The sequence below is a fragment of the Streptomyces sp. NPDC026394 genome (assembly GCF_055567735.1).
The window spans coordinates 200,011-225,766 of sequence record NZ_JBVHPX010000010.1 but is presented as its reverse complement, the minus strand read 5'-3'; the positions used below and the strand labels follow the sequence as shown (position 1 = coordinate 225,766).

At 70.7% G+C, this 25,756-nt stretch carries 24 protein-coding genes and 2 pseudogenes; 17 read left to right on the top strand and 9 right to left on the bottom strand.

Annotated elements, in window-relative coordinates; all coding sequences use genetic code 11:
- Positions 1–19 precede the first annotated feature (19 nt).
- The 3 genes from ACZ4QV_RS23810 (at position 20) to ACZ4QV_RS23800 (ending at position 2,417) form a co-directional block, all read left to right on the top strand.
- Positions 20–859: a VOC family protein gene (locus tag ACZ4QV_RS23810; protein WP_361588972.1), complete on the top strand. Its 840-nt coding sequence runs from the start codon at positions 20–22 to the stop codon at positions 857–859.
- 121 nt (positions 860–980) lie between these two features.
- The gene (locus tag ACZ4QV_RS23805; RefSeq protein WP_361151283.1) at positions 981–1,382 is read left to right on the top strand and encodes a VOC family protein; all 402 of its coding nucleotides are present in this window, start codon (positions 981–983) and stop codon (positions 1,380–1,382) included.
- A 90-nt stretch (positions 1,383–1,472) separates the two neighbouring features.
- Positions 1,473–2,417 (top strand): Gfo/Idh/MocA family protein, encoded by a 945-nt coding sequence (locus tag ACZ4QV_RS23800; protein WP_361636405.1) that lies wholly within the window; start codon positions 1,473–1,475, stop codon positions 2,415–2,417.
- 146 nt (positions 2,418–2,563) lie between these two features.
- On the opposite strand, the gene ACZ4QV_RS23795 is transcribed toward ACZ4QV_RS23800, so the two are convergent.
- Positions 2,564–3,484 (bottom strand): NADP-dependent oxidoreductase, encoded by a 921-nt coding sequence (locus tag ACZ4QV_RS23795; protein WP_361588978.1) that lies wholly within the window; start codon positions 3,482–3,484, stop codon positions 2,564–2,566.
- Between the two features lie 83 nt (positions 3,485–3,567).
- Here ACZ4QV_RS23795 and ACZ4QV_RS23790 point away from each other — a divergent pair, with 83 nt between their 5' ends.
- The 3 genes from ACZ4QV_RS23790 (at position 3,568) to ACZ4QV_RS23780 (ending at position 5,390) form a co-directional block, all read left to right on the top strand.
- Complete coding sequence (locus ACZ4QV_RS23790) at positions 3,568–4,140, top strand: TetR/AcrR family transcriptional regulator (protein ID WP_361588981.1); 573 nt, start codon at positions 3,568–3,570, stop codon at positions 4,138–4,140.
- Between the two features lie 480 nt (positions 4,141–4,620).
- Entirely contained in the window at positions 4,621–5,154 is a 534-nt protein-coding gene (locus ACZ4QV_RS23785) for a DUF2975 domain-containing protein (protein ID WP_361151293.1), read from the top strand.
- Positions 5,154–5,390 carry a helix-turn-helix domain-containing protein gene (locus tag ACZ4QV_RS23780; protein ID WP_361151295.1) on the top strand — a complete coding sequence of 79 codons (237 nt, stop codon included), beginning with the start codon at positions 5,154–5,156 and terminating at the stop codon, positions 5,388–5,390. Before ACZ4QV_RS23785 ends, ACZ4QV_RS23780 begins: the two co-directional genes overlap by 1 nt.
- Positions 5,391–5,616: 226 nt before the next feature.
- Here the strand turns inward: ACZ4QV_RS23780 and ACZ4QV_RS23775 are convergent, their stop codons facing one another.
- Positions 5,617–6,360: an ANTAR domain-containing protein gene (locus ACZ4QV_RS23775; RefSeq protein ID WP_361636412.1), complete on the bottom strand. Its 744-nt coding sequence runs from the start codon at positions 6,358–6,360 to the stop codon at positions 5,617–5,619.
- 288 nt (positions 6,361–6,648) lie between these two features.
- On the opposite strand from ACZ4QV_RS23775, the gene ACZ4QV_RS23770 reads away from it, so the two are divergent.
- The 7 genes and pseudogenes from ACZ4QV_RS23770 (at position 6,649) to ACZ4QV_RS23740 (ending at position 13,022) form a co-directional block, all read left to right on the top strand.
- Positions 6,649–7,371, top strand: a complete 723-nt coding sequence (locus tag ACZ4QV_RS23770; RefSeq protein ID WP_361151299.1) for a GAF domain-containing protein — start codon at positions 6,649–6,651, stop codon at positions 7,369–7,371.
- A 16-nt stretch (positions 7,372–7,387) separates the two neighbouring features.
- Positions 7,388–8,116 carry a GAF and ANTAR domain-containing protein gene (locus tag ACZ4QV_RS23765; RefSeq protein ID WP_361151301.1) on the top strand — a complete coding sequence of 243 codons (729 nt, stop codon included), beginning with the start codon at positions 7,388–7,390 and terminating at the stop codon, positions 8,114–8,116.
- 70 nt (positions 8,117–8,186) lie between these two features.
- Positions 8,187–8,876: a GAF and ANTAR domain-containing protein gene (locus ACZ4QV_RS23760; protein ID WP_361151303.1), complete on the top strand. Its 690-nt coding sequence runs from the start codon at positions 8,187–8,189 to the stop codon at positions 8,874–8,876.
- A gap of 1,696 nt (positions 8,877–10,572) precedes the next feature.
- Positions 10,573–10,818: pseudogene (locus tag ACZ4QV_RS23755) on the top strand (IS5/IS1182 family transposase); the annotation flags it as partial.
- Between the two features lie 26 nt (positions 10,819–10,844).
- The gene (locus tag ACZ4QV_RS23750) at positions 10,845–11,255 is read left to right on the top strand and encodes a YceI family protein (protein WP_361636418.1); all 411 of its coding nucleotides are present in this window, start codon (positions 10,845–10,847) and stop codon (positions 11,253–11,255) included.
- Positions 11,256–11,640: 385 nt separating this feature from the next.
- Complete coding sequence (locus tag ACZ4QV_RS23745) at positions 11,641–12,030, top strand: gluzincin family metallopeptidase (RefSeq protein ID WP_361636421.1); 390 nt, start codon at positions 11,641–11,643, stop codon at positions 12,028–12,030.
- Positions 12,031–12,800: 770 nt separating this feature from the next.
- Positions 12,801–13,022 carry a helix-turn-helix domain-containing protein gene (locus ACZ4QV_RS23740; protein WP_467763380.1) on the top strand — a complete coding sequence of 74 codons (222 nt, stop codon included), beginning with the start codon at positions 12,801–12,803 and terminating at the stop codon, positions 13,020–13,022.
- A 230-nt stretch (positions 13,023–13,252) separates the two neighbouring features.
- Here the strand turns inward: ACZ4QV_RS23740 and ACZ4QV_RS23735 are convergent, their stop codons facing one another.
- The 4 genes from ACZ4QV_RS23735 to ACZ4QV_RS23720 form a co-directional block, all read right to left on the bottom strand.
- Entirely contained in the window at positions 13,253–13,744 is a 492-nt protein-coding gene (locus ACZ4QV_RS23735; RefSeq protein ID WP_361636424.1) for a hypothetical protein, read from the bottom strand.
- A gap of 265 nt (positions 13,745–14,009) precedes the next feature.
- Positions 14,010–14,351, bottom strand: a complete 342-nt coding sequence (locus ACZ4QV_RS23730; protein WP_467763379.1) for a LysR substrate-binding domain-containing protein — start codon at positions 14,349–14,351, stop codon at positions 14,010–14,012.
- A gap of 449 nt (positions 14,352–14,800) precedes the next feature.
- Positions 14,801–15,124, bottom strand: coding sequence for a hypothetical protein (locus ACZ4QV_RS23725; protein WP_361592385.1), 324 nt, complete (start codon positions 15,122–15,124; stop codon positions 14,801–14,803).
- 33 nt (positions 15,125–15,157) lie between these two features.
- The gene (locus ACZ4QV_RS23720) at positions 15,158–16,687 is read right to left on the bottom strand and encodes a helix-turn-helix domain-containing protein (protein WP_361151321.1); all 1,530 of its coding nucleotides are present in this window, start codon (positions 16,685–16,687) and stop codon (positions 15,158–15,160) included.
- A gap of 157 nt (positions 16,688–16,844) precedes the next feature.
- Here ACZ4QV_RS23720 and ACZ4QV_RS23715 point away from each other — a divergent pair, with 157 nt between their 5' ends.
- The 3 genes from ACZ4QV_RS23715 to ACZ4QV_RS23705 all read left to right on the top strand — a co-directional run bounded on the left by ACZ4QV_RS23715 (position 16,845) and on the right by ACZ4QV_RS23705 (position 19,439).
- Entirely contained in the window at positions 16,845–17,861 is a 1,017-nt protein-coding gene (locus ACZ4QV_RS23715; RefSeq protein WP_361636427.1) for a DUF1648 domain-containing protein, read from the top strand.
- 1 nt (position 17,862) lies between these two features.
- Positions 17,863–18,222, top strand: coding sequence for a GntR family transcriptional regulator (locus ACZ4QV_RS23710; protein ID WP_361592389.1), 360 nt, complete (start codon positions 17,863–17,865; stop codon positions 18,220–18,222).
- 125 nt (positions 18,223–18,347) lie between these two features.
- A complete protein-coding gene (locus ACZ4QV_RS23705; RefSeq protein ID WP_467763378.1) occupies positions 18,348–19,439 on the top strand; it encodes an NAD(P)/FAD-dependent oxidoreductase in 1,092 nt (363 codons plus the stop codon).
- Here the strand turns inward: ACZ4QV_RS23705 and ACZ4QV_RS23700 are convergent.
- Entirely contained in the window at positions 19,418–20,365 is a 948-nt protein-coding gene (locus ACZ4QV_RS23700; protein ID WP_361151330.1) for a LysR family transcriptional regulator, read from the bottom strand. The genes ACZ4QV_RS23705 and ACZ4QV_RS23700 overlap by 22 nt on opposite strands.
- Before the next feature lie 166 nt (positions 20,366–20,531).
- On the opposite strand from ACZ4QV_RS23700, the pseudogene dnaE reads away from it, so the two are divergent.
- Positions 20,532–24,139 (top strand): annotated as a pseudogene (gene dnaE / locus ACZ4QV_RS23695) (DNA polymerase III subunit alpha).
- Positions 24,140–24,182: 43 nt separating this feature from the next.
- Here the strand turns inward: dnaE and ACZ4QV_RS23690 are convergent.
- Both ACZ4QV_RS23690 and ACZ4QV_RS23685 read right to left on the bottom strand, forming a co-directional pair.
- Complete coding sequence (locus ACZ4QV_RS23690; RefSeq protein ID WP_361592395.1) at positions 24,183–25,052, bottom strand: alpha/beta fold hydrolase; 870 nt, start codon at positions 25,050–25,052, stop codon at positions 24,183–24,185.
- Entirely contained in the window at positions 25,049–25,480 is a 432-nt protein-coding gene (locus ACZ4QV_RS23685; RefSeq protein WP_361592397.1) for a helix-turn-helix domain-containing protein, read from the bottom strand. The genes ACZ4QV_RS23690 and ACZ4QV_RS23685 overlap by 4 nt, the downstream gene beginning before the upstream one ends.
- Positions 25,481–25,756: the final 276 nt, after the last annotated feature.

Sequence of the window (25,756 nt, the reverse complement as noted above, 5' to 3'; positions counted from 1 at the left end):
CGCGAAAGGCCTTCTCATCATGGGTTTCCTGTCTCCCGGCCAGGTGGTCTGGTTCGAGATCGGCACCACTGATCCCGATGCCGTCACCGGCTTCTACGGCCCGCTGCTGGGCTGGAGCTTCGAAGCCGACCCGGACTCCTCGGTCGACGGCCGCACCTACACCCGCGTTTTCGCCCCGGGCGCACCCTGGCCGATGGGCGCCGTCCAGCAGGGCGACACCGGTGGCGAGGCGATCAATCTCTCGGTCCTGTCCGCCGACGTCCCCGCGGACGTGGACCAGCTCACCCGGCTGGGCGCCACGGTCGTGGTGCCGGCCACTCAGGTGGCGGACGTGACGGTCTTCGCCCGTCTGAAGGATCCGCGCGGCAACGTCTTGTCCCTGTTCTCCCGCGGCGAGTCGGCCCGGCTCGCCGAGCGGGCGCAGGCGACCGAGGAGCACATGCAGCAGGCCGCGACCGCGCCGCAGCCCGGCGCGATGGCCTGGTTCGAGATCGGCACCACCGACCTTCAGGCCACCACCGACTTCTACGCCGCCGCGTTCGGCTGGCGCATCGAGAAGGACGAGACGGCCGGCGGCAAGCCGTACTTCAGCATCTTCGGCCCCGGAGCCGAGTGGCCGTCCGGCGGCCTGTGGGACCACAGCGGCGGCAGCGCCGAGGGGGCCGGGGCCGACTACATGATGCCCTGCTTCCTGGTCCCCGACGTCGCCGTCACCACCGCCGTGGCGGAGCAGGCGGGCGCCCGCGTCGAGTACGGGCCCGACACCAACCCCGACGGACCGGCCTTCTCCCGCCTCCTCGACCCGCGCGGCAACCGATTCGGGCTGTTCTCCTCGCCCGCCCGGACCGCCGACGCCTGACCCCTGCGGGGAAGCGGACCGCAGCCGGCGCCCCCCCCGCCGCCCGGTCCGCCGACGTCGACTGCACGCTCCGCGGCCCGACACCCGGCGGCCGCGGGAACACGGAAAGGATGTATCCCCCATGAGCACCACCCACTCCACCGGTACTCTCAGCGGCTCGGTGATCTCGTACGCGATCTGGGCCGACGACGGCCGCCGGCTCGCCGAGTTCTACGCCGCCGCGCTGGGCAGCGAGGTCGGACAGCCCTACCCCGACGAGCACGGCAACGAGGTCGCGTTCCCCGTCACCGTCGGCAACGCGATGTACGTCTTCTGGACCTCCAGCTCCTTCACCGCGCCCACCTGGCCCGAGCAGGAGCTGCCCTTCCACATGGACCTGGCCTTTCCCGATGTGGCCGCCGCCGAGAAGCGGCTGCTGGAACTCGGGGCCACCAGGCCCGACTTCCAGCCCGGCGACCACTGGACGGTCCTGCTGGACCCCTCCGGCCAGCCCGTGTGCATCAGCCAGGCCCAGCCCTCCTGACCGCACCAGCACACCTTTTCCAGGCCCACGGCCGCGGCACCGGCCGCGGCCGTGGCCGCACCGCCTCGCTCTCATCCGGAAGGAAGACACATGAAGATCGCACTGCTGGGGACCAACTTCGGCCAGGCGCACGCCGCGGTCTACGCGGCCCGCGACGACGTGGACGTGGTGATGTTCGGCCGCGACGCGGCCAAGACCGCCGAGGTGGCCGGCCGGTTCGGCTTCACCGCCTCCACCGACCCGGAGGCCGCCTTCACCGACGCCTCCTTCGACCTGGTCGACCTGTGCCTGCCCATCGCGCTGCACACCCCGATGGCGCTCCGTGCCCTGGAAGCGGGCAAGCACGTCCTGAGTGAACTGCCCATGGCCGCCACCCTGGAGGAGGGCCGACGGCTGGTGGCCGCCGCCGAGGCCGGCGACCGACACGTGTTCGTGGACATGTTCGAGCGGTTCCTCCCCGCCAACCAGGCCCTCGCCGACGCCGTACGCGAGAACACCTACGGCCGGCTGCGGGAACTGACCTGCTGGTCGGCGATGGCGCCGCTGTGGCCCGGCGCGTCCCTGGGGGCGAAGGTGTTGCCGATGGAGGCCATGCACAGCGACCTTGACCTGATCACCCGCGCCCTCGGCATACCTCGGCAGGTCCACGTCACCGCGGTCGAACGGGACGCGGACGCCGGCGCGGTCGAGGCGGTCATGACCTTCGACGGGGCGATCGCCCGCAGCTCGGTCTCCTCCCTGCGGCCGATGCCGTGGGGCGGGCGCGGCGGCTACACCGCCGCCTTCACCGACGGCGTCCTGGAATCGGTGGGCACCATGGGCTACGACGGCAGACCCACCGCCACCCTGACCGCCTACACCAACGACGGCGCCCACGAGGTGGAACTGCCCCCGGCCGACCAGTACACCGCGATGATCGACCACGTCCTGGCCGTCCTGCGCGGCGAGGCGGACAACCGCATCACCCCGGCCAGCGCCCTGGACGCGCTGAAGCTGACCCTGCGCGTCGACCAGCAGGTCACCACGGGCCACTGACGCACGCGTCGTGTCCACCCCATCGGTGGCCGCCCAGCAACCCCGGCCCCGCCCAGCTCGACGTCCTCGTCCGCGCCACCGGTGAGATCAACCTCCAGATGTGGGCGCCGCATTCGTACCGACCGCTGAGTCCACCCCGTGCCGGTTCACAGGGCGATCACGATTTTGCCGTGAACATGCCTCTCGGCCTGCGTCGTCACGGCTTCGCGAATCTGCTCGACCGGGAAGGTCGCCGCGATCGGCACCGTGATCTCGCCGGAGCGGATCGCGTCGACGATCCGTTCCAGGGCACCCGGACCCGCATCGAGGGCGCCGGCCTTGCGTACACCGGGCGGCGGGGCGGGGCCGTCGGCCACGACGGAGATCCGCTCGGGTGCCACGCCGAGCTTCAGCGCGGTCTCGGCCGTCTCCCTTCCGAACAGGTCGGTCGCGGCGGTGATCCCCTCGGGCGCCAGGGCCCGCACCCGGTCCGCCAGGCCGGGGCCGTACGCCACGGGCTCGGCGCCGAGCCCGCGCAGGAACTCGAACGTGCCCTCGGAGGCGGTGCCGAGCACCCGGGCGCCCGCGAGCCTCGCCAACTGCACGGCGAAGATGCCCACGCCACCCGCCGCCCCACCGATCAGGACGGTGTCCCCGGTGCGGAGCCCGATCGCGGCGAGCGCGGCGGAGGCCGTCAGGCCGGACACCGGAAGCGTGCCCGCCACCTCGTCGCCGATGCCCTCCGGGGTGGGCCACAGCGTTGCCGTAGGTGTCTTGACCAGTACGAAATCGGCGACGGACCGGCCGATCGCAGCTCCGAACACCCGGTCGCCGGCCGCGAATCCCGTGGCGTCGGCGCCCACCTCGTCCACCACTCCGGCGAAGTCGCTGCCGAACCCGGCCGGCAAGGTGATGCCGAACCGCGCCGCCATGTCGGGCTGTGTGGTGATTTGCCAGTCCATCGGATTCAGCCCGGCGGCCGTGACCCGGACGCGCACCTCGTCCGGTGCGGCGTGCGGCTCGGGTATCTCCTGCAGTTCGAGTACTTCGGGACCGCCGAAGCGCCGGTAACGGACAGCTTTACTCATCGGTGACCTCTCTCGGCCAGTGATGGGACTTGGTCTCATCGACCCTACAGCAGTGATGGGACCAAGTCCCGTAGACTGCTCCCATGGCTCGCTGGCAACCCGACGCACCAGGACGACTCGCCGCCGCCGCCCTCGACCTCTTCGAGGAGCACGGCTACGAGAACACGACCGTGACCGAGATCGCGGCGCGCGCGGGGCTCACCAAGAGCACGTTCTTCCGGCACTTCCCGGACAAGCGCGAGGTGCTCTTCGACAAGGGCGCGGTGACCGGGTCGCTCGTCGAAGGGCTCGCCTCGGCGCCGCCGGAGGCCGGGCCGCTCGACGCGGTGGCGGACGCCCTCGACGCGCTCGGCCGGACGTTCTTCACCGCCGACCGCCGCGAGTTCAGCCGCCGGCGCCAGGCCGTGCTGAACGTCAATACGGAGCTGCGTGAACGCGAAGCCCTGAAGAGGCTCGACCTCACCGCCTCGCTGATCGAGGCTCTCCATCGGCGCGGAGCCCCGCGCCTGACCGCGCGCGTGGCCGCGCAACTGGGCGCGCTCGCCTGGGAGATCGCCTTTGAGCGGTGGATCGACACCGGCAGCAGCGAGGGCTTCGGCCCGCTGGCACGGCAGGCCCTCGCCGAAGTGCGCGCGGCCGCAGCCGTGCGCCGGTAACGCAACGGTGCTCCTGGTGACGGCTCGGCGGAGTGTCCCGGCGCTGCGGCAGTAGTCCGGCCGGGTGGCCGCCGACGCGGGCTACGGCTACTGCAAGGAGGCGGCGCCACGGGTGGGAACCGGTCGGCGTCTTCCATGCCGGGGTCACCGCCCGACTGGCCGAGGGGCTGGCCGTCCTCGCTGACCCTGGTGGCGGAAAGACCATCCTCGCCGTACTCGTCGCAACCTGGGTCCCGCGCTCCAGGGGCCGTCACGCCGGTTGCGGGGGACGAGGCGGGAGCCGGGTGGGGTGGACGCGTATCCGGCCTGCGTGCGCGTCAGTCGGTCGTTCTGCCTGCCGGGTCCGTGTCGTCGGCAGCCAGGAACTTGTCGAATATCGATATGCTCCCCTAGTGTTCTACCTATCGAAAGTCGATAGGTAGGGGTGCGATGAACACGCGACTGACGAGGACTCTGGCTTCGGGGACCTTTGTGTTGGCGGTGCTTTGGGGACTTGTCTTCCTCGGCACGGGGGTGACACACCTGCTCGACGACGGGGCGGTCTGTGTGCAGACGGGCTTCTGGGCCAATGCCTCACTGGACGGCAGCCTGCCGATCAGCGAAGGCGTGAAGGCGTCCAGCAGCGCCACGCGACTGTGCCAGAGCAGCCCCTCCGCAGTTCAGCGCGCCGCAGACCTCGGCAGGCAACTGCCCTGGCCGCTGTTCGCGTCCGTCGCGCTGCTGCTCTTCTCCCGGCTGCTGAAGTCCGTCCTGGGGCAGGGGCCGTTCACTCACACGGTGTCGCAGCGTCTCTCCGCGCTCGGCTGGTTCGTCACCGGGGGCACCTTGCTGGCCGGGCTCGTCGCCGGCTGGTCGGAGTCCTGGCTCGTCGGGAGCATGGCGCCGATCGTGGGTTCCGGGCCGACCGTCTCCGGGCCGCTGGTGCTCGTCCTGGCCGGTCTCGCCGCAGTGATCATGGGGAAGATCATGCGTGAGGGCGTGCGCATGCGAGAGGACCTCGAAGGGACCATCTGATGCCCGATGAGGAACTCCAGGCGATCCGGATCCACCTCGACCGCGTTCTCGTCCAGCGCGGTATGACACTGACCCAACTGTCCGAGCAGGTGGGCATCACTGTCGTCAACCTGTCCGTATTGAAGAACGGGCGGGCCAAGGCGATCCGTTTCTCGACCCTGGCGAGGATCTGCGAGGTCCTGCGGTGTCAGCCGGGAGACCTGATCACCTACGACGACTCCGCCGGATCCGCCTAGAAGACCAGGCGAGCGGACGGGCTGCTCCACGGGATGCGCGGCGGGGGCGCGACTGCCGCCCGGACCCACGTCGGGCCCGTCCTGGTCGACGATCGCCGGACGGTTCGTCGTCATCAGCCGCTGACGACCTGCGTCCCCGGCCGGGTCCGCGGCAAGCTGTCGCCCGCCGAGGCTGCGTCCTCCGCGCTCCCATGAGCTTGGGTGTGGTCGCCGGGGATGTGGAGGGTCAGTGGTGTCCGGGGGCGGGCGGGCGGGGCAGGTCGGGCAGGGTCAGACCGTCGTGCACGATGGCCCGGGCGAGGTCGGTCAGGCTGATGTCGTGGGTGTGGGCGTGAGCGCGCAGCAGGGCCAGGGCCTGGTCGATGGTGACGGAGTGGCGGTAGCTGATCTTGCCGATGGCCTGGTGGATCACCGCGTCGGACGGCAGGAACCAGGCATCGGTGGTGTCGTCCTCGGCCGAGGCGAGGGCGGTCAGCAGGAGCAGGTCGGCGGCGTGGGCGTGGGTATGGGCGGTGTCCCGCTGTGCGTCGGACAGCGGGCCGGGCCGGTTGCGGTAGACGGTCAGGATGAGCCCGGCCCGGCCGGTGCCGGGGGGGCCGTGCAGGACCGGGAAGGCGAAGACCGCCTGGATGCCGCAGGCGAGGGCGCGTTCGGCGTAGACGGGCCACCGGCGGGCGGTGTCGGTGTGGTGCAGGTCGGCGACGAGGACCGGGGGGGGGTGCTGGTCCAGGGCCTGGATGCACGGGCCTTCCCCGAGGTCGAGCTGAAGGGCTTCGCCCGGGGCGGCCAGGGGCCCGGCGGCCGCCAGGGTCACCCGCTGGGCCTGTGCGGCGTTCACGGCCAGGGCCAGCCCCACCGAGCAGGACCGGTCGAGCGCGGTGCGGCACGCCGTGACGAGGCTGCGGGCCGGGGCCGGTTCGTTCAGGTGGCGGGCGGCGAGGACGACGGCTTCGGCCCGGGGAACTGTCACGGCAGGCTCGCTACCGACGGAGGGCTCCATGCCCTGTGTGCGCGCATTGTGGTGACCCGATCTGTGGGCATTCACCGATGCCGCCCGGACGGGTCTGGGCCAGGTGTCGTGCAGACAACCCGAAACTATCCGTTCGGGCGGCCTCGCCTCCCCAGCTTACGCCCGTCGTGCGCCCTGGGGGCGGGAAGCCGCGCCGCATTCCGCGCGCCGTCGGGCGGTGGTTGTGCGGGCGGCGGGAACACTAAGCTGGAGGAGCCGTGGACCGGAACGGTACGGGAGGTGACGGGCATGGCATCCAAGGGCGACTTGGCTGCTGTGCTGGGGGACCTTCGCGCCTCGTCCGGTGGAGAAGAGCTGATCGGCGTAGACGCGGTCCGGTGCGCGCAGGTGCTCGGAGTCGACGGCGTCGCCGTCTCGGTGCCGGTGACCGGCGAACTGGGGGAGCTGGTGTGGTCCACCGCTGGGACCAGCGCCCGGCTGGAGGACCTGCAGTACACCCTCGGCCAGGGCCCTGCTCTGGAGGCGGCCGTCATGTGCGCGCCGGTGGCCGAGCCCGACCTGGCGCACGTCGCGGCCGGCCGGTGGCCGGCGCTGCTGCCCGAGGCCATCGAGCTGGGCGTGGGGGCGGTGTTCTGTTTCCCGCTGCTGCTCGGCGGGGCCTGTCTGGGCACGCTGACCCTGCAGCGTACGGCCCCGGGCCCGCTGAGGGAGACGGAGCGGGCCGATGCTTGGCTGGTGGCGGGGGCGCTGACCGCCGTACTGGCGGACGGCGGTCAGCAGTGGGCCGTCGCCGACACCAGAGACGATTCGGTGCTGTACCGGGCGGCGGTGCATCAGGCAGCCGGGATGGTCAGCGTGCAGGCGAAGACCACCTTGGCCCAGGCGCTGATGCGGCTGCGGGCCTACGCCTTCGCCCGTGGCCGGACGGTGGTGGAGGTCGCCGAGGACGTGGTGGCCCGGCGGGTGCACTTCCGCAATGATCAGGACGGGCCGGGCGCGTCCGACCGGTGAAGGGATGAAAAGAGTCATGAATCGAGAGGAACGCCTGCTGGCAGCCGTTCTCGATGCCGTCGATACGCTGGTCGACGACTTCGACCTGATCGAATTCCTGCACACGTTGTGCGACCGCTGCACCGAGCTGCTCGACGTGTCGGCGGTCGGCGTCATGCTCGCCGACCCGGGCGGCCGGCTGCAGTTGATCGCCGCCTCGGACGAGCACGCCCGCCTGCTGGAACTCTTCGCGCTGCAGCACGAGGAGGGGCCGTGCGTGGAATGCCACCGCGACCACGTCGCCCGGCTCAACGTCGATCTCGCCTCGCCCGAACAGACCGACAGCTTCCCGCAGTTCGCCGAGCAGGCCCGCCAGGCCGGTTTCGCCGTCAGCCACGCGCTGCCGATGCGCCTGCGCGAGCGGTCCGTCGGAGCGATGAACCTCTTCCACACCCGCCGGCAGGACCTGTCCCGTGCCGACGCGCGTGTGGCGCAGGCGCTGGCGGACGTGGCGACCATCGCCATCCTGCAACACCGCACCATCGCCCACGGCAACCAGGAACGGGCCCAGTTGCAGGCCGCCCTGTCCAGCCGCATCGTCATCGAACAGGCCAAGGGCATCCTCGCCGAACGCTGGGACACCAACCTCGACGACGCCTTCGACGCGCTGCGCCGGCACGCCCGCAGGAACCACCTGCGGCTGTCCGATCTGTGCCGCCAGGTGACCACCGCAGACATCGACACCGGCGAGATCCCGCCGCCCTGACCGGCACGCGCCAGGCCGCACAGCCCTGCCGGTGCGGCAGCCCGCCATCCCCGACCCGTTGGGATGCCCTATGCATGACGACGACCACAGTTACGTCTGGCACCGCATCACCGCCACCGCCGGCGGCGACGTCACCTTGGCGGCGGCCTGTCAGGCGTGCGCCGCCGACGTGAACGCCGACTGCCTGGGCATCACCCTGGTCGTCGCCGACGACCTGCGCATGCTGGGCCATGCCAGCGACGAACGCGCCAAACTCATGGAGGACGCCCAACTCGTCTCCGGAGAAGGCCCCTGCACCGACGCCTACGTCACCGGCACCCTCGTCGAAGAAGCCGACCTGCACCACGCCTTCGAACGGTGGCCCGCCTTCACCCAGACCGCGGCCGAACAGCACATGCGCAGCGTCACCGCACTTCCCCTGGTCATCGGCGCGCTGCGCTTCGGCGCCGTCGACTTCTACCGCACCGCCCCCGGCCTTCTGAGCCCGGCCGAGAAGACCCGCGCCCTCGCCTACGCCCGCATCCTGTCCCTGCTCACCCTCGACGAGCACCCCCACCTGCTGACCGCCGAATTCCGCCTCCCCCGGCCCGGCCCACAGGGCTACCCGGCCAGCGTCCACGTGGCCGCCGGCATCCTCGCCGAGAAGCACCGCCTCAGCACCGACGACGCCCTGGCCCGCCTGCGGGCCCACGCCTTCCGCCACAACCAGCCCCTCCTGCAGACCGCCGACCACGTCCTGGCCAACCACACCCTCGACTGAAACGGGCATGCGCGCCGCGGGCGATGCCGGCCCTCCGGGAAGCACAGAGGGGTGAGGCGGACGCCGTGTGCCCGTCGAGGTGGAGCACCTGCACCGCGACGCTGGGCCGAGGTGACATCTCCGGCAGATGCCGCAACCGGCCGATCGTGGCCGACGGACTCGCACGGCTTCCGCCGCTGCACAGCGTCATCGGCCAAGTGGTGATGCTTACTCCGCACGGGGCACGTCTGCCGACCCCAGGAATGCCCGCGGACGACGAGGGGACGCCGCAGCAGCGGGTGTTCGGCGCGGCGTCGATGGAGCGCCCGGCGCTGTCGGGGCGGCGCGACCTGCTGTATCCGGTCTGGCGGGACGAACGCGATCAGGCGTTGTGGTGGGCGGTGAGGGACGGACACGGCTGGAGCGGTCCGCGCGCGGTGCCCGGCGCCCGCTCCAGCCATGCCCCGCACTCGTGGCCGGCCTCCACGGACTGCACCTGTACTGGAACGGACAAGACGCGGACGAACGCCTCTTCCACACCGCCTTCGACGGGGGGCTCCGGGCCCCCGGCTCACACGCTGTTCGGCGGCTGGCCCATGTTCGGCGGCTGGCCCATGACCTCCTCCCGCCCCAGCGCCACCACCACCCACACCCGCCGCGTATGGCTGACCTTCACCGGCGCCGGGCAGGACCGGGCGATCCGCCTGTGCCCCCCACCCGACGGCGCGACGTGGAGCCACCGCAACGTCCAGCGGGCGCCGGCCACGGCGGTCAGCTCCTGGCCCTCGGCGGTCGGCCGGACCGGGGCCGGGCGCGGCGACCGTCTGCTGCTGGCCTGGCCCGATCACGACGGCGCCGTGTGGTGCGCGTTCTCCGAGTACGCCGCCCGCCGGTGGTCGCAGCCGGCCCTCGTCCCCGCCCGCACGCTCCGCGGGACCGCCTTCACCGCCTGGTACACGGTGGACGCCCACGCCGCCTGGGGCGTGGCGCCGGGCGACGAGTACGGAACCAGCCTTCGAGCTGACCGTAGCGGTCGCGGGGAAGCGCCGTGCGCTGGCTGGAGGCCCCCAAGGGTGGTGGTCGTTGACCGGCTAACAAACAACTTCCCGCCCTGGCCGGAAGGGGACGGCTCCGACCAGGGCGGGGTGCCAACCTCCCGGCGGGGCCGCCTGATGGGGGCGAGTTGTTGTTCCGCGGGGTCGGCCGACTTTCAGAGCAGGTCCAGAGCCGGCGGGTCTCCCTGGTCGCAGTTAGGGGCTGTCCCGTCTCCGCTATTGAGGACGTCCGGGACGCCCGTCCCGGTAAGACCTGGCGCCACAGCGGTATTTTCCACGTCCTGGGCGCATTCGGCGCTGGGGCCGGGGTCGTTGGCCACTTCTTGGGCGTCGGCCAGCCCAGTACTACCGAGTACGGCAGTGGAGGCGAGCGCTGCTGCGGCGAGAGCGGTACCCAGACGCATAATGTCTCTCCAGGTCAAGGGGTGGCTACTGCAATCAGGCTGGCAACGCCCGACCACGGACGCACCTTGGCTTCCGCCGTTTGGGCAGGACCTCACCGCAGCATGGCGAGGCCCCTCCGCTGTACGCGGAAATGCGGCCACATCCCGTGATGAGTTCCGGCTCTGCACGCTGTTCCGGCCCTGTCTCATCCTCGGGAACAAGGCCAGACTGTCCTTGGCCACTGAAGTTGACCGGTGGCCGGTGACTCGCCGAGTTCCGGGGCCGCGACCATGTACCGCTGCATACGTGAAGCCGTCGAGGCCCTGACCGCCCTCGCTCCGTCCCTGGCCGAGGCGGTGAAGACGATTTGGGCGAAGGCGTTCGTCATCCTCGACGGCATTTTGCTGCCGATCGACCGCATTGCCGCCACCACCCCGTGCTACTCCGGGAAAGATAAACGCCACGGCATGAACGTCCAGGTCCTCACCGATTCCTTCGGGCCGCGCGTCACATCGGCCTCGCCCATGTCCACGGCAGATTCAACAGCTTCGTGGGTGCGATCTGGACGGGCGAGCGAGTGGAGGACTGCGCCCTGCACGTCGTAATCGACGCGTACTCCATCGACACCGCAGTCAAGATGTGCGACGACCATGTGCGCTCAAGTGACTTCCTGGACGTAGCGCGGTTTCCGACGATGGAGCACAAGAGCGGCAATCGCCGGGCGATATCCGGTGGGTGGGCTGACCCTGCACGGTGTGACGCGGACGGTCACGCTCGATACCGAGTACCTCGGAGTGGGCCACGGGCTGGGGGCGAGAACCGCGCGGCTTGCCGCGCTACCACCGAGCTGCCCAGCGCCGACTTCACGGTCACCTGGCCGAAGATGCTCGCGCGCGGTATCGCGGCCGTCGGGCACAGAATCATGGTCGACCTCGACATCCAGGCCATCCTCAAGAGCTGACCACCTCCAGCGCGTTCCCGCGTCCACCAGCAACTCGACACACCATCTGCCGTCGGAGGCGGGGGCGGCACATACCTCTGTCGTATGACGTCGATTCAGCCTGTGTGCTGATCACACGGGCGGCCTGAGTTCGTAATGTCGGACACACCTCTGTTACGGCGCCCCCGAGACGGGGCTGCGGTGCAAGGGGGCGCGGCAAGAGACGAGAGCAAGGACGTTGATATGTTGCGCAGACCTCGTAAAAAGGTGCTTTTCACCGTTTCCGCAGCAGCCGTCGCGGGAACGGTTGCGGCCGCCGTCGTGGCCCCCTCGACCCAGGCCGGTGAGCCCACCGGCCGAGTGGGAGCGGAGAGCGCCGGCGACCGGCTCTTTCCGAAGCTCGGCAATGGCGGGTACGACGCTGACGCTGTACGAGCACGATGCGAAGGAGCGCCAAGAGAGCGGCCCGGCCGGCAAACTCACGTCCCCCTCCGCGGTGATGTTCCATACAGACGCTCCGGGCGCGCTGATGCTCCACGGTCTGCGCAACCAGGTCGGTGACTCGACGTTCCGCCGCATCGAGCAGAGCTTTTTCGACCGGTACCGCGACAAGGCGACGTCGACCCAGGATTACATCGATGTCGCCGACAAGGTCTCAGGCCGCGACCTCGCACCGTATGTCAAGAGCTGGCTGTACGACGCCAAGACTCCGCCCATGCCCGGGCACCCGGACTGGAAGTCCAAGCCATGGGGATGGCGAGCGCCTCTGAGCTCATCGTCCGCGAACCCGTCTTGACGGCCTCGGCCGGCTGATCCCGCGGGAAACCAGACCGGATCACCTGCCGACCGACCCGCCTCCACATCATGGCCGCACCCCGAGTGCCTTGGCGGCAAATCCTGGCCCGATCAGGAACAGTGCGAGAGGCACTGCGAGCACCAGGCGAACTGCACGGTCGCCCTTCGCGACAGACAGCCTGCACCCTGTGCCCTCACGCACACTCGCATCAGCGGAAATGATCATGCCGCCCGATTCTCCGCCTGTCGCGGGCAGCGGCGTTCATATCCGGCAACCTGCACAAGGGAGATATCGTTAGCGCAACCGAGAAGGCCGAGGTCGAGCAGCTCACAGGCGCCGTCAAGAAGGAGATCGGGCGCGCGGCGGGAAACGCTCAGACGGCGGCCGAGGGCGCAGGCGACAAGGTGAAGGGAAACCTCCGGGAAGCCAAGGAAAAGATCAAGCACGCCTTCCGGGGCTGAATGTCCTATCGGTATGATACCGCCGGGGTAACAGCATGCCCAGGCTGCTGCCCCGGCCTCGCATCCTTGGTTCACCAAGCCCCGCCTGCGTACGGCCGGACAGGCGGGCCGACATACCGCCCCCTTTCGGCCTGCCTGCTCGCTCGGAATGCGCGAGCCGGACCGCGGGGGGGGCGACCCCTCCAATTCCGCAGGCCAATGCAGCGCCATGACGGCAAACGATGTCCTACGGACCGCGCCGAATGGGTGACCAGGAAGGCCGGGAGGCGAAATAATGACAGTACAGAGCACACTTTCCAGGAGGCACAGGTGGTCGAGACTCTGAAGAAGAGCAGCTGGGTGACCGGCGCCGCGCGCGAGAAGCTCGCGGCAGACCTGAAGAAGAAGTACGACTCCGGAGCGAGCATCCGGGCGCTGGCCGAAGAGACCGGCCGCTCCTACGGATTCGTGCACCGGATGCTCAGCGAATCCGGTGTGACCCTGCGTGGCCGTGGCGGAGCCACCAGGGCCAAAAAGGCCGCCTCGGCCTGACCGACGGGGCCGCTCGCCTGGACCCCGTCGCCCAGCAGAGCAGCCGGAGAGCCTTCGACAGCGCGCCTTCGTGCCGACAGGCCGTCGAGGTATGGACCGGTCAGGCGGCGGCTGAGGGCCTGGGCTGCCTGGAGATCAGGGCAGGCAGCGTGACACCGCCACCCTGCGCAACGACCACCGCCCCGTTGCGGACACCTTCTCCGGGTGCGCCAGGAAGCTCGGTCCGGGCGTTACCGCTGCTCAGCGCGACGGCGCAGGATCGCGTCGTACACGTCTTGGTCGATGTAGCCGTATTCCAGTGCGCCGCGCACCTCGTCGAAGGCGCCCGGTACCGGCAGCGCGGCCCCGCCGTCGGGCAGTCCCACAGGGAGCGCGCGCGGGGCGTAGGGCCAGGTGGCCAGCGCCTGGACGAGGGTGTCCCGGTCGATCTCGCCGGCGGCGTAGCGCATGGCGATGTCCAGCGGGCTGCGGCCGACGCGTCCTTCCACGAGAGGCGGAAGCGCCCGGGCCTTGGCGATCAGGGCGCCGACGGCGACATGGGAGATGTCCATCGTCGCGGCGATGGCGCGGTGAGAGGCGCCGGCGTCGGCCGCGGCCAGGGCCGCCAAGGCGGTGCGTTCGTGGGCGAGCGCGGCGCGGGCCTTGTTGCCGATGCGCACCGCCAGTTCGGTGTCGCGGGCCCGGCCGACCGCTTCAAGGGCCTGCTGAGGGACCGGATTCATGACACTACCTCCTTGGTAACCTTTACTTACCAGGGCTGGTAAGTAAAGGTTACCAAAACGGGCAGACCACAGCGCCCGGCCAGTGCGCGCAAGCGTCCCTGCGCGGGTTCAAGCGTCCCTGCGCGGGTTTTCGGCTCGTCCTTTCCGTCTGTTCAGCCCCTGTGTCTGCTCGGATCCTTCTCGCCACAAGGCATCGGATCTGTCGGAGCATGGCTGATCCCCGGCGCCTCGCTGAAGACGCGGCCTGCGGGGGGCGACGAAGATCTCATCGTTGTCTTTTCCTTCGTGCAGGCAGGTTTGCGCGTCGCCTTTCGGCTTGGCGTACAAGGGTGCTGTGCAGGTCGTGCGCGGCTGTGCGTGCCATGTGTGCGTGACGTCGCTGGAGCACGACGCGGAATCCGGTGTTGTCGTCGGCGAGGGGGCGGTAGGTGATGGTGCCGCTTCGTTCCAGTGGATCGCCGTGCACGCTGTAGTCAGGTAGGACGGCGGCGCCGAGCCCTTCTGCGACCATGAGTTTGCCCATTTCGGCGCCGTCGGCCGAGTAAGAGAAGGGTGGTCTGCTGCCGCAGATCTTGTGGGTCGCCGTGGATCTTTGAACGGAGGGCATACCGCGTGGGGCGACTCGCTCGAACGGAGGAGTGGCCTGCCGCCGTCTCTGTCGCCCGGACTCTGGTTCGTACAGCTTTGATTGGCCCAGACGCGACCGGCTGAGCAAGAGCGGACGCACGGCCGACGCCGTGTCCCAGGTTCCGCCGCGCAGGTGCACGCACCCTCACCGAGCGGTATACGCGGTGAAGTGACGGACCGTCAGGGTGTCATTGGCCAGAGGTGGAACACGGCCGCGGTGGGTGGGCGCCGGGGCGCCCGGTGGTGAAGCGCGAGTTCGGGGCCGTCGGAGGTGGTGAGCGAGAGAGCCGTACGGTCCTGGGAACGTGCTGTCGCCGCGCTCATCGGGCCGCACCGGCCCCGGTCGATACGGGGACGAGCGTCAACCCCGGTTCCGTGGTGGTCGTGAGCAGCCCCTGCTCTGCCAGGTGGTCGAGTATGTCCCGGCCGCTACAGCCAGTGGTGTTCGACGCGACGCAGGGCGGTGCCGATGTCCCTGGCGAAGGACTCCAGGCCGGCCGAGCCGAGGCCGGCGACTCCCCCGGCGACCACGTGGTGGCGCGGCGGGGCGTCCCGTACGGGAACGCAGGTGAACAGCGGGCGCCCGCACAGACCGCGGGCAGGGCGGTCGCGACGGCCTCGTGGCCCCGACTCTCGGTGAGCTTCTCGCCGGTAAAGGAAGAGCGGAAGCCGGCCCCGGCCGGTGAACTCCAAGCGCGGGGTGGCGCCGTAGTACCAGAGGAGCCGCCGCACCCCCTCCTGACCCGCATACATGCAGGTCAGGCAGGGCGCGGCGGCACCGTCCCGTCAGATGTCGCGGAAGATCTCGATCTGCGCCCCGATCGAGTTCAGCCGCTCCGCCAGATCCTCGTAACCCCGGTTGATGACATAGACGTTGCGCAGGACGGACGTGCCTTCCGCCGCCATCATCGCCAGCAGGATGACGACCGCGGGGCGCAGGGCCGGCGGGCACATCATTTCGGCGGAGCGCCAGCGGGTGGGGCCGTCGACGAGGACGCGGTGCGGGTCGAGGAGTTTGACCTGGGCGCCGAGGCGGTTGAGGTCGGTGAGGTAGATGGCGCGGTTGTCGTAGACCCAGTCGTGGATCAGGGTCTGGCCCTGGGCGCTGGCCGCGATGGCCGCGAAGAACGGGACGTTGTCGATGTTCAGGCCGGGGAACGGCATGGGGTGGATCTTGTCCAGGGGGGCCTGGAGCTTGGAGGGGCGGACCGTCAGGTCGATCAGGCGGGTGCGGCCGTTGTCGGCGGCGTACTCCGCGCTGCGTTCGTGGTTGAGGCCCATCTCCTCCAGGACGGCGAGTTCGATCTCCAGGAACTCGACCGGGACGCGGCGGATCGTCAGTTCGGACTCGGTGACGACGGCTGCCGCCAGCAGGCTCATCGCCTCGACGGGGTCCTCGGACGGGGCGTAGTCCACGTCGCGGTCGATGCGCGCGACGCCGTGCACGGTCAGCGTGGTGGTGCCGACGCCCTCGACCCGTACGCCCAGCTCCTCCAGGAAGAAGCACAGATCCTGGACCATGTAGTTGGAGGAGGCGTTGCGGATGACGGTGACGCCGTCGTGGCGGGCCGCGGCCAGCAGCGCGTTCTCGGTGACGGTGTCCCCGCGCTCGGTCAGCACGATCGCGCGCCCGGGGGAGATGGAGCGGTCCACGTCCGCGTGGTAGGTGCCTTCGGTGGCGGTGATCTCCAGGCCGAAGTGGCGCAGCGCCGTCATGTGCGGCGTGATCGTCCGCGTGCCGAGGTCGCAGCCGCCCGCGTACGGGATCTTGAAGTGGTCCATGCGGTGCAGCAGCGGACCGAGGAACATGATGACGCTACGGGTGCGGCGCGCCGCCTCCGTGTCCATGGCGTCCAGGTCGAGTTCGGCCGGCGGCACGATCTCCAGGTCGTTGCCGTCGTTGATCCAGCGGGTGCGGACGCCGATGCTGCCCAGCACCTCCAGGATCCGGTAGACCTCCTCGATGCGGGCCACCCTGCGCAGCGTGGTGCGGCCCGCGTTGAGGAGCGTGGCGCACAGCAGCGCCACGCACGCGTTCTTGCTCGTCTTGACGTCGATGCTTCCGGACAGGCGCCGGCCACCGACGACGCGAAGGTGCATGGGTCCCGCATACCCGAGCGAGACGATTTCACTGTCCAGGGCCTCGCCGATCCTCGCGATCATCTCAAGGCTGATGTTCTGGTTACCGCGTTCGATGCGGTTGACCGCGCTCTGGCTCGTGCCGAGCGCCTCCGCGAGCTGCGTCTGGGTCCAGCCCCGATGCTGCCGCGCGTCGCGGATGAGCCTGCCGATACGTACGAGGTAGTCGTCTGCCATGAGCAAGACGGTATCTCAGATATGAGATCGGCGAACAGTCGGGTGGGGGTAGGGCGTGTTGTGCCGGTCCGGTTTCGGCGGGGTGGCTCCATGACCGGCTGATCCGTGACGGGCTTATAGTTGTTCTATTACTAGGCAAACAATGATGGGGGTGCTCATGAATGCCGTGCATGCCGGATCCGCCGTCGGGCCGCCCGATGCGCGTCGCCCCGGGCGGGCGCTGATCGCCGTACTGCCGTTCCTCCTCGCCTTCGCGACCGTCACCACGGTCTTCTGGACGCTGCGCGACCGGCTGCCCGACCCGCTGGCCGTGCACTTCAGCGCCGACGGCACCGGTGACGGTGCGGCCGCCGCCTCCGATTTCCTCATGACGTGGTCGGTGACGCCACTCGTCTTCGGTGTCGTCATCGGCGTACTGGTGCTCTACAACGGAGCGGCGGGCGCCCTGCGCTGGGCGATCGGTGTCGGCTACGCACTGGCGGGCCTGTTCGGCTGTCTGGGGGTGTCGAGCCTGCTGGCGAACGCGGACGCCGGTGACGCGTCGGCGGTCCGGCTTCCTCTGGAGCATCTGGGTGTGGCCCTGGGAGTGGCGGTACTCAGCGGCGGGGTGGGGTGGCTGTGCGCCGGACCCGACCGGGTACGGGCGGACAAGGTGGCCGGGCCGTCACGGAGCACGCCGCCCCTCACCCTCGCGGACGGAGAGCGGGCGAGCTGGTCGCGGACCGTCGGTTCGCCCGCCCTGCTCGCCCTCGGCCCCGGGCTCCTCGTCGCCGGTGTGTTCATCGGCATCTCGGGGAGCTGGGCCGGGGCGGCCGCCTTCGCCGTCGCGTGTCTGCTCTGTGTCGCGTTCGCGGGTGTACGGGTCACCGTCGACCACCATGGTCTGACCGTCGCCTCGCCCGTGGTACCGCGTCCCCGTCTGCGTATTCCCCTCGCCCGTGTGGCCGAAGCGGGTGTCCAGCGGATCAACCCACTGATCGACTTCGGCGGCTGGGGGTACCGGATGCGGTCCGGGCGCAGCGGCATCGTGCTGCGTGCCGGCGAGGCGCTGGCGCTGCGGCTGACGAACGGCCGCGCGTTCGTGGTGACCGTCGACGACGCGGCCACCGCGGCGGCACTCCTGAACGGGCTCGCGGCCCGGACCCCCGCGACCGGCTCCGGCCAAGGAGGCTGATGTGCTCTTCCGTGTCGACCACACCTCCCCGGTCCCGCTCGGTGACCAGATCGCCGCCTCGGTACGCGGCGCGCTCGCCGAAGGCTCCGTGAAGTCCGGCGAACGGCTGCCCGCGGCCCGTGCGGTCGCCGAGTCCCTGGGCGTCAACGTCCATACGGTGCTGCGCGGTTACCAGCGGCTGAAGGACGAGGGCCTGATCGAACTCCGCCGCGGCCGTGGCGCCGTGGTGACCGGCGACGCCTCCCCGGCCCGCGTACGCCTCACCGAACAGGTGGGCCAACTGGTGGCCGAGGCCCGCACCCTCGGCCTCACGGACGACGAAGTCGTGACGCTGGTCCGGACGAGGCTGTCGACGGGGTAGGGGAGGGGCCGCGGCGCTCCGTCCCGTGACGGCCGCGGGTGACGCAGTTCACTCGGGCCCGCTGTCACAGATGCGTGGCCCGGAGCCGTCCCGTGTGTGAAGTGACGACACAACGGGAGGCGCACATGAAGGTCTTGGTGGTGGGAGCCGGCTACGCGGGGACGATCGCGGCGAACCGGCTGGCCAAGAAGGTGAAGTCGGCGGAGATCACGGTGCTCAACCCCCGGCCGGACTTCGTCGAACGGGTACGGCTGCACGAGCAGGTCGCGGGGACCGGAGCCGCGGCGGTTCCGCTGGCCTCCATGCTGGGCGAAGGGATCACGACGCGGGTGGGCACCGTCGACAAGATCGGTGACGGGCAGGTCGCTCTCGACGACGGGACGAGCCTCGCCTTCGACCACCTGTTCCTCGCGGTGGGCAGCACGGCCGTACCGCAGCCGGGCACCGTCGCGGTGGGGACCTGGGAGGGGGCGCAGAAGGCGCGGGCCGCGCTGGCCGAGCTGCCCGGCGGGGCAGCGGTGACCGTCGTCGGCGGCGGCCTGACGGGCATCGAGACGGCCGCCGAGATCGCCTTCGGGCGGCCCGACCTCCGTGTGCGCCTCGTGGGGCGGACAATCGGCGCGAGCCTGTCGGCGGGGGCGCGGAAGCGCGTGCGTACGGGGCTGGAGCGGTTGCGCGCGGAGGTCGTGGAAGACACGGTCACGCGGGTCGTCCCCGGCGCCGGGGACGGCGGTGGCGACATGGTGCATCTCCGGGCGGGCCGGCGGTTCATCTCCGACCTCACGCTGTGGGCGGTCATCGGGAGCGTGCCCGATCTGGCTGCCCGTAGCGGACTGGAGGTGGATGGCGCCGGACGTGCGGTGGTCGACGGATTCCTGCGCAGCGTCACCGATCCGCGGATCTTCGTGGTCGGTGACTGCGCGGCGGTCCCCGGCGCGCGGGCGGCCTGTGCGACGGCCATGCCGCAGGGCGCACACGCGGCGGACACGCTGGCACGGACGGTCCAGGGGCGCCGGGCCAAGCCGTACGCCATGGGGTACACCGGGCAGGGGGTGAGCCTGGGCCGCCGCGACGGGCTGCTCCAGGTCGACCGCGGGGACGGTACGGCGCGGCGGCTCTACTTCGCCGGGCGCGCCGCGGCCGTGTTCAAGGAACGGGTCTGCCGTTACGCGAAGTTCGGCGCCCGCACCGCCGTCTACACCTGGCTGCGGGCCTGAAGCGCCCACTCCGGCATCCACACCCCGCTCTCGGGGGGCCCGGGGTACGCGGACGTGAGGTGGTCGCGCAGCGCGGTCAGGGCGGGGTGCGGGTTGTCGGTGCGCCAGACCAGTGAGTGCGGGTAGACCGGGGTCGGGTCGTGCAGGGGGATGCTGCGCAGGTCGTGGCCGGCCGGCCAGACCAGGGGAGTCTGCTCGCTGACGAAGGTCGCCAGGGTCGAGGAGGCCGCGATGGTGTCGAGGAGGTGCTCGATACCGAAGTGGGGGCCGGTCGCTTCGACGGTGAAACCGAAGGCGGCGGCGAGTTCGTCGTAGTAGGCGGCCCACTCGGTGCCGGGCATGTTGCCCGGCATCCAGATCCGGCACCCGGCGAGCTGGGCGGGCGTGACCGCGCGGGCGGTGGCGAACTCGTGCGCCGGTCCGGTGAACAGCATCAGCGGTTCGTCGAAGACCGGCGTGGCCCGCACCTCGTCGGGAAGCCGCCGGCCCGGCATGGTCACGGCGCGGAAGGTCGCGTCGATGGCCCCGGACCGGACGGCGGCGATGGCCGCGTCGGAGTCGAACAGGGTCACCACGTCGAGCTCGGTCCCGGGATGCGCACGGTGGAAGCCGCGCAGCAGCCCGGCGACCGAGACCCGGCGGCCGATCACGTCGACGCGCAGCGCCCGCCGCCCCGGCCGTACCGAGGCGGCGGCCCGTTCCTCGGCCTGGAGGAGGGCACGGGCGTACGGCAGGAACGCCTGCCCGTCGATGGTGAGCCGGGCCCCGCGGGCCGTACGGCTGAACAGCGGCACGGCGAGGTCCTTCTCCAGTACGGCGATGCGCTTGGAAACGGCCTGCGGGGTGATCGACAGGTCGGCGGCGGCTTCCTGGAACTGTCCCGCGTCCGCGGCGGCGACGAAGGTGCGTACGGCAGTGAGATCCACGCCGACATCCTAGGCGGACGGACGGCCTGGGCGGACAACCGATCGTTGAGCATGGGCGGCCACCTGGTTGCTTGATCCAGGCTCTCCGCGCTCGCTTTGATGTGCGGCGATCAACCTGCGGTTTGGCAGGCTCCCCCCTTGGCTCCCTCCCGGAGGCGATGCACCGGTGCCGGATTCCTTCGTCCACCTGCACAATCACACCGAGTACTCGATGCTGGACGGCGCGCAGAAGCTGCGGCCGATGTTCGGCGAGGTGGCCCGGCAGGGCATGCCGTGATCGCCATGAGCGATCACGGCAACATGTTCGGGGCCTATGAGTTCGCGCAGGTCGCCAAGGGCTTCGAGGGCATCAGGCCGATCATCGGCATCGAGGCGTACGTGGCGCCTTCGTCCCGGTTCGTACGGAAGCAGGAGTTCTGGGGGCCGGGAGGCCGGCGTGCCGTCGGCGCGGACGGGGAGGGTTCGAAGGATGTCTCCGGTGGCGGCCGGTTCACCCACCTGACCATGTGGGCGCGGAACAGCCAAGGCCTGCGGAACCTGTTCCGGCTCAGTACGCAGGCCAGTTACGAGGGCCAGTTCCCCGCCGGGAAGCCGCGCATGGACCGCGAGCTGATCGCCGGACGTCCGGAGGGCATCATCGCCACCACCGGCTGCCCCTCCGGCGAGATCCAGACCCGCCTGCGGCTGGGCCAGTACGCCGAGGCGAGGGCCGCCGCCGCGGCCTATCAGGACATCTTCGGCCGCGAGCACTACTTCCTGGAGCTGATGGACCACGGCCTGGACATCGAGCGGGAGGTCAGGGAGGACCTGCTGCGCCTGGCCAAGGACCTGGACCTTCCCCTCCTGGCCACCAACGACGCGCACTACGTCACCGAGGACCAGGCCGACGCCCACGACAGCCTGCTGTGCATCGGTGTCGGCAAGAACAAGGACGACCCGAACCGCTTCCGCTTCAACGGCTCCGGCTACCACCTCAAGAGCGCCGCCGAGATGCGCGCCCTCTTCGCGGAACTGCCGGCGGCCTGCGACAACACCCTGCTGGTCGCCGAGCGCGTCGAGTCCTACGACGAGGTCTTCGACCACGTCGACGAGATGCCGCGGTTCCCGGACGTGCCCGAGGGCGAGACGCAGGAGTCGTGGCTGCGCAAGGAAGTCCTCGAAGGGCTCGCGATGCGGTACGGGAGTCCGGTGCCCCCGCACATCCTGGAGCGCTTCGAGACGGAGATGTCGGTCATCGGCCCGATGGGCTTCAGCTCCTACTTCCTCGTCGTGGCGGACATCTGCCGCCACGCCCGGCAGCACCGGATCCCGCTCGGTCCGGGCCGCGGCTCGGCCACCGGCTCCCTCGTCGCCTACGCCACCCGTATCACCGAGCTGTGCCCCCTGGAGCACGGCCTGCTCTTCGAACGGTTCCTGAACCCCGAGCGCATCAACCCGCCGGATGTGGACCTCGACTTCGACGACCGGCAGCGCGACCGGATGGTCCGCTACGTCACCGAGAAGTACGGCGACGAGTACACCGCCATGGTGAACACCTTCGGCAGGATCAAGGCCAAGAACGCGATCAAGGACTCCTCGCGCATCCTGGGCTACCCCTACGCCCACGGCGAGCGGATCACCAAGGCGCTCCCGCCGGACCAGAACGGCAAACCGGCCCCGCTGGCCGCCGTCTTCGACCCCGCCCACGAGCGGTACGCGGAGGCCGCCGAGATCCGGCGCCTGTACGAGAGTGAGCCGGACGTGCGGCGGGTCGTCGACACCGCCCGCGGGGTGGAGGGCCTCACCCGCGGTACCGGTGTGCACGCCGCCGCGGTGATCCTGTCCAAGACGAAGCTCACCGACCGCATCCCGCTGCACATGCGCGCCGCGGACGGCGTGAAGATCACCGGCTTCGACTACCCGTCCTGCGAGGCCATGGGCCTGGTCAAGATGGACTTCCTGGGCCTGCGGAACCTGGGCGTGATCGACCAGGCCATCGAGAACATCCGGGAGAACCGGGGCGTCAGCCTGGCCACCGTGGACCCCCTGGACGGCGACCCGGTCACCGTCGTGATCCCGCTGGACGACCCGAAGACGTACCGGCTGCTGGCCGAGGGCAACACGTTCGGTGTCTTCCAGCTCGACGGCGGCGGCATGCGCGTCCTGCTCAGGCAGATGGAACCCACCCGCTTCGAGGACATCGCCGCGGTCAACGCCCTCTACCGGCCCGGCCCCATGGCGGCCGACGCGCACACCAACTACGCGCACCGCAAGACCGGCCGCCAGGAGATCACCCCGATCCACCCCGAGCTGCGGGACGCCCTGGAGCCGATCCTCGGCAACACCTTCCACCTGCTGGTCTACCAGGAGCAGATCATGGCCATCGCCCGGGAGCTGGCCGGGTACACCCTCGGCGGCGCCGACCTGCTGCGCCGTGCGATGGGCAAGAAGAAACCGGAGGTACTGGCCGCCGAGTGGGACAAGTTCCACGACGGTATGCGCAGCAACGGGTTCAGCGAGGAAGCCGTCAAGGCCCTGTGGGACGTCATGCTGCCGTTCTCCGGCTACGCGTTCAACAAGTCCCACACCGCCGGGTACGGACTCGTCTCGTACTGGACCGCCTACCTCAAGGCCAATTACCCGGCCGAGTACATGGCCGCGCTGCTCACCTCGGTCGGTGACGACAAGGACAAGGCCGCGGTCTATCTCGCCGACGCCCGCAAGAACGGTGTCCGCGTCCTCCAGCCGGACGTGAACGAGTCCGTCGCCGAGTTCACCGCCGTCGGCGACGACGTACGGTTCGGGCTGCGGTCCGTACGCAACGTCGGCGAGAACGTCATCGCGGCCGTCGTCGACGCGCGCCGCCGGGAAGGCAGGTTCACCTCCTTCGCCGACTTCCTCGGCAAGGCCGGCCTGCCCGCACTGAACAAGCGGGCCGTGGAATCCCTGATCAAGGCCGGCGCGTTCGACTCCCTGGGGCATTCCCGCAAGGGCCTCGCGGCCGTCCACGAGGACGCCGTCGACGCGGTCATCCCCGTCAAGAAGGCGGCGAGTCACGGACAGGGCGATCTCTTCGCCGGTCTGGGCGGAGACGGCGACGGGAGCGGGGGCGGCGGGCCGGTCTTCGGTCTCGACTTCCCCGTCGACGACACGGAGTGGCCCCGCAGGCAGCTCCTGTCGACCGAACGCGACATGCTCGGCCTCTACGTCTCCGCCCACCCGCTGGACGGCGCCGAACACATCCTCGCCGGCGCCCGGGACCACTCCATCGCCGAACTGCTCGCCTCCGGCCGCACCACCGCAGAGGTGCGGCTGTCGGGGCTGATCACCGGCATCCAGCTCAAGGTGACCCGACAGGGCAACGCCTGGGCCGTCGTGCAGCTCACGGACCGCGACGCCGCCGTCGAAGTGCTCTTCTTCCCCGCCGCCTACCAGCTCGTGCAGCACGCCCTGGCCGAGGACAACGTCGTCTCCGTCCGGGGCAGGGCCGAGGAGCGGGACGGAACCGTGCAGGTCTTCGGCAAGGAACTCGCGGTACTGGACGTGTCCTCCGCCGAGCACGGCGGCCGCCCGCCCGTGCGGCTGGCCCTCCCCGCCCACCGGATCACCGAAGAGTCCGTCCGGGAGCTGAAACGTATCCTCGCGGACCACCCCGGCGACAGCCCGGTCCACCTCAGCGTCCGCGGCCCTCGCAGGACGACCGTGTACGCCCTCCAGGCCACGGTGGACGCCGCCACCGTCGCGTCCGACGTGAAGGGCGCGTTCGGAGCTGACGCGTGGACGGGCATCGCATGACGTGCCCGTAACCCGCGCCCCCGTACCCCGCCCCCGCGCCTCCTCACCCCCGCAGGAACTCCGCCACAGCGTCCGTCTGCCCGAGGACCGCGTGCCCGACCCCGGGCAGCAGCCGCACCGTCGCGTCCGGAACGTTCTCCCGTACGCGACGGGCGGTCTCCGCCGAGTCGAAGAAGGCGTCGTCGGTACCGGCGATCAGCAGCACGGGGACGTCCAGGCCGCGCAGCGCGTCGTCCGAGAACCGCGGCAGCCGATCCCTGCGGGGCTTGAACTGGGTGAACGTCAGCACCACCTGGTCGAGGACCGGCCTTGCCTCGGGCGTGTGCAGCCCCGTGGCGCTGCGCACCGTCCGGTGAACCCCCCAGCGCCCGAACGGCCGCAGCAGCAGGGACTTGAAGAGCAGCCCCATCCGCTGCTTTCCCAGGCCGCCGGGGCACAGCAGGGCCAGGCGGGACACCCGGCCGGGGCGGCGGGTGGCGTAGTCCAGGGCCAGCCAGCCGCCCAAGGAGGTGGCGACGAAGGAGGCGGCCGAGATGCCCAGTCCGTCCAGTACCTCGTCCAGCCACCGCGCGTACGCGTCGGAGGCCAGGGGCGGGCGGGACGGCGCGCTCAGGCCCGGTTCGCCGATGACGTCGACGGCGTACGTACGGAAGTGCCGCGACCAGGTGGCGGCATCGTCCTGCCACATGGTCGCGTTGGCCCCCGAGCCGTGCAGCAGGACCACCGGAGGTGCGTCCGGCGGCCCGGAGACGAGCACGAAGGTCTCGCCCTCGCGGGTCGGCACCCGTATCCGTTCGGTGGAGACGGGCCAGTCGTCCAGGGCTTCCAGGTAGCGCCGCCGGATCTCGCGCTCCCCGGCCGCCGACTTGTAGAGCGTGGCTGTGTGCGGGTCGGTGCCCGTGCGCGTGCTCACGAGTCGAGCACTCCCTCCATGTAGTCGAACAGCCGGGCCGTGTCCGCCAGACCGCCGAGAATCACGACCTTCATCCGGGCCCGCTCCGGGTCGTACACCGTCTCGATCCGCAGCGGCCGGTCGCCGGGGCCGCGATGGGCCGCCGCGCTGGTCAAGAGGGTGGACAGCCGGTCGGCGGTCCGGCGGTCGACCGCGTCGATCTCCACGATGCCCGACACCTCGCTGTGCAGCGGCCCCCCGGCCGGTTCCCCGGGGGCGGCCGGGACCGGGCGGCCGGTGAAGGCTTCCAGGTCCTCGTGCGCGATGCGGTACTGCTTGCCGATGCGGACCGCGGCGAGCCGCCCGTCCCGCACGTAATTGCGGACGGTGCGGACGTGCAGGCCCAAGTGCTCGGCTACTTGGTCGACGGAGTAGAAGCGGTCGTTCACGCAAGGACTCTAACCTTCCCTACCCGGAGGAGCAATAGGGAAGGTTAGGGAAGTTCGCGGAAGCTTAGGGAACGGCCGGATGGTGCGGGCGCTAGTGATCCCCGCGGGTGGGCAGCGGCATGAGGGCGCGGGCCGGAGCGATGGCGGGCAGAGGGCGGGAAGCCGGCCGGGCAGAAGCGGGCGGGGGGGGGGGGGGGGGGGGGGGGGGCGGGGGCCCCCCCCCCCCCCCCCCCCCCCCCCCCCCCCGCGGCGGGGGGCGCCCCCAGCCCCCTGGCC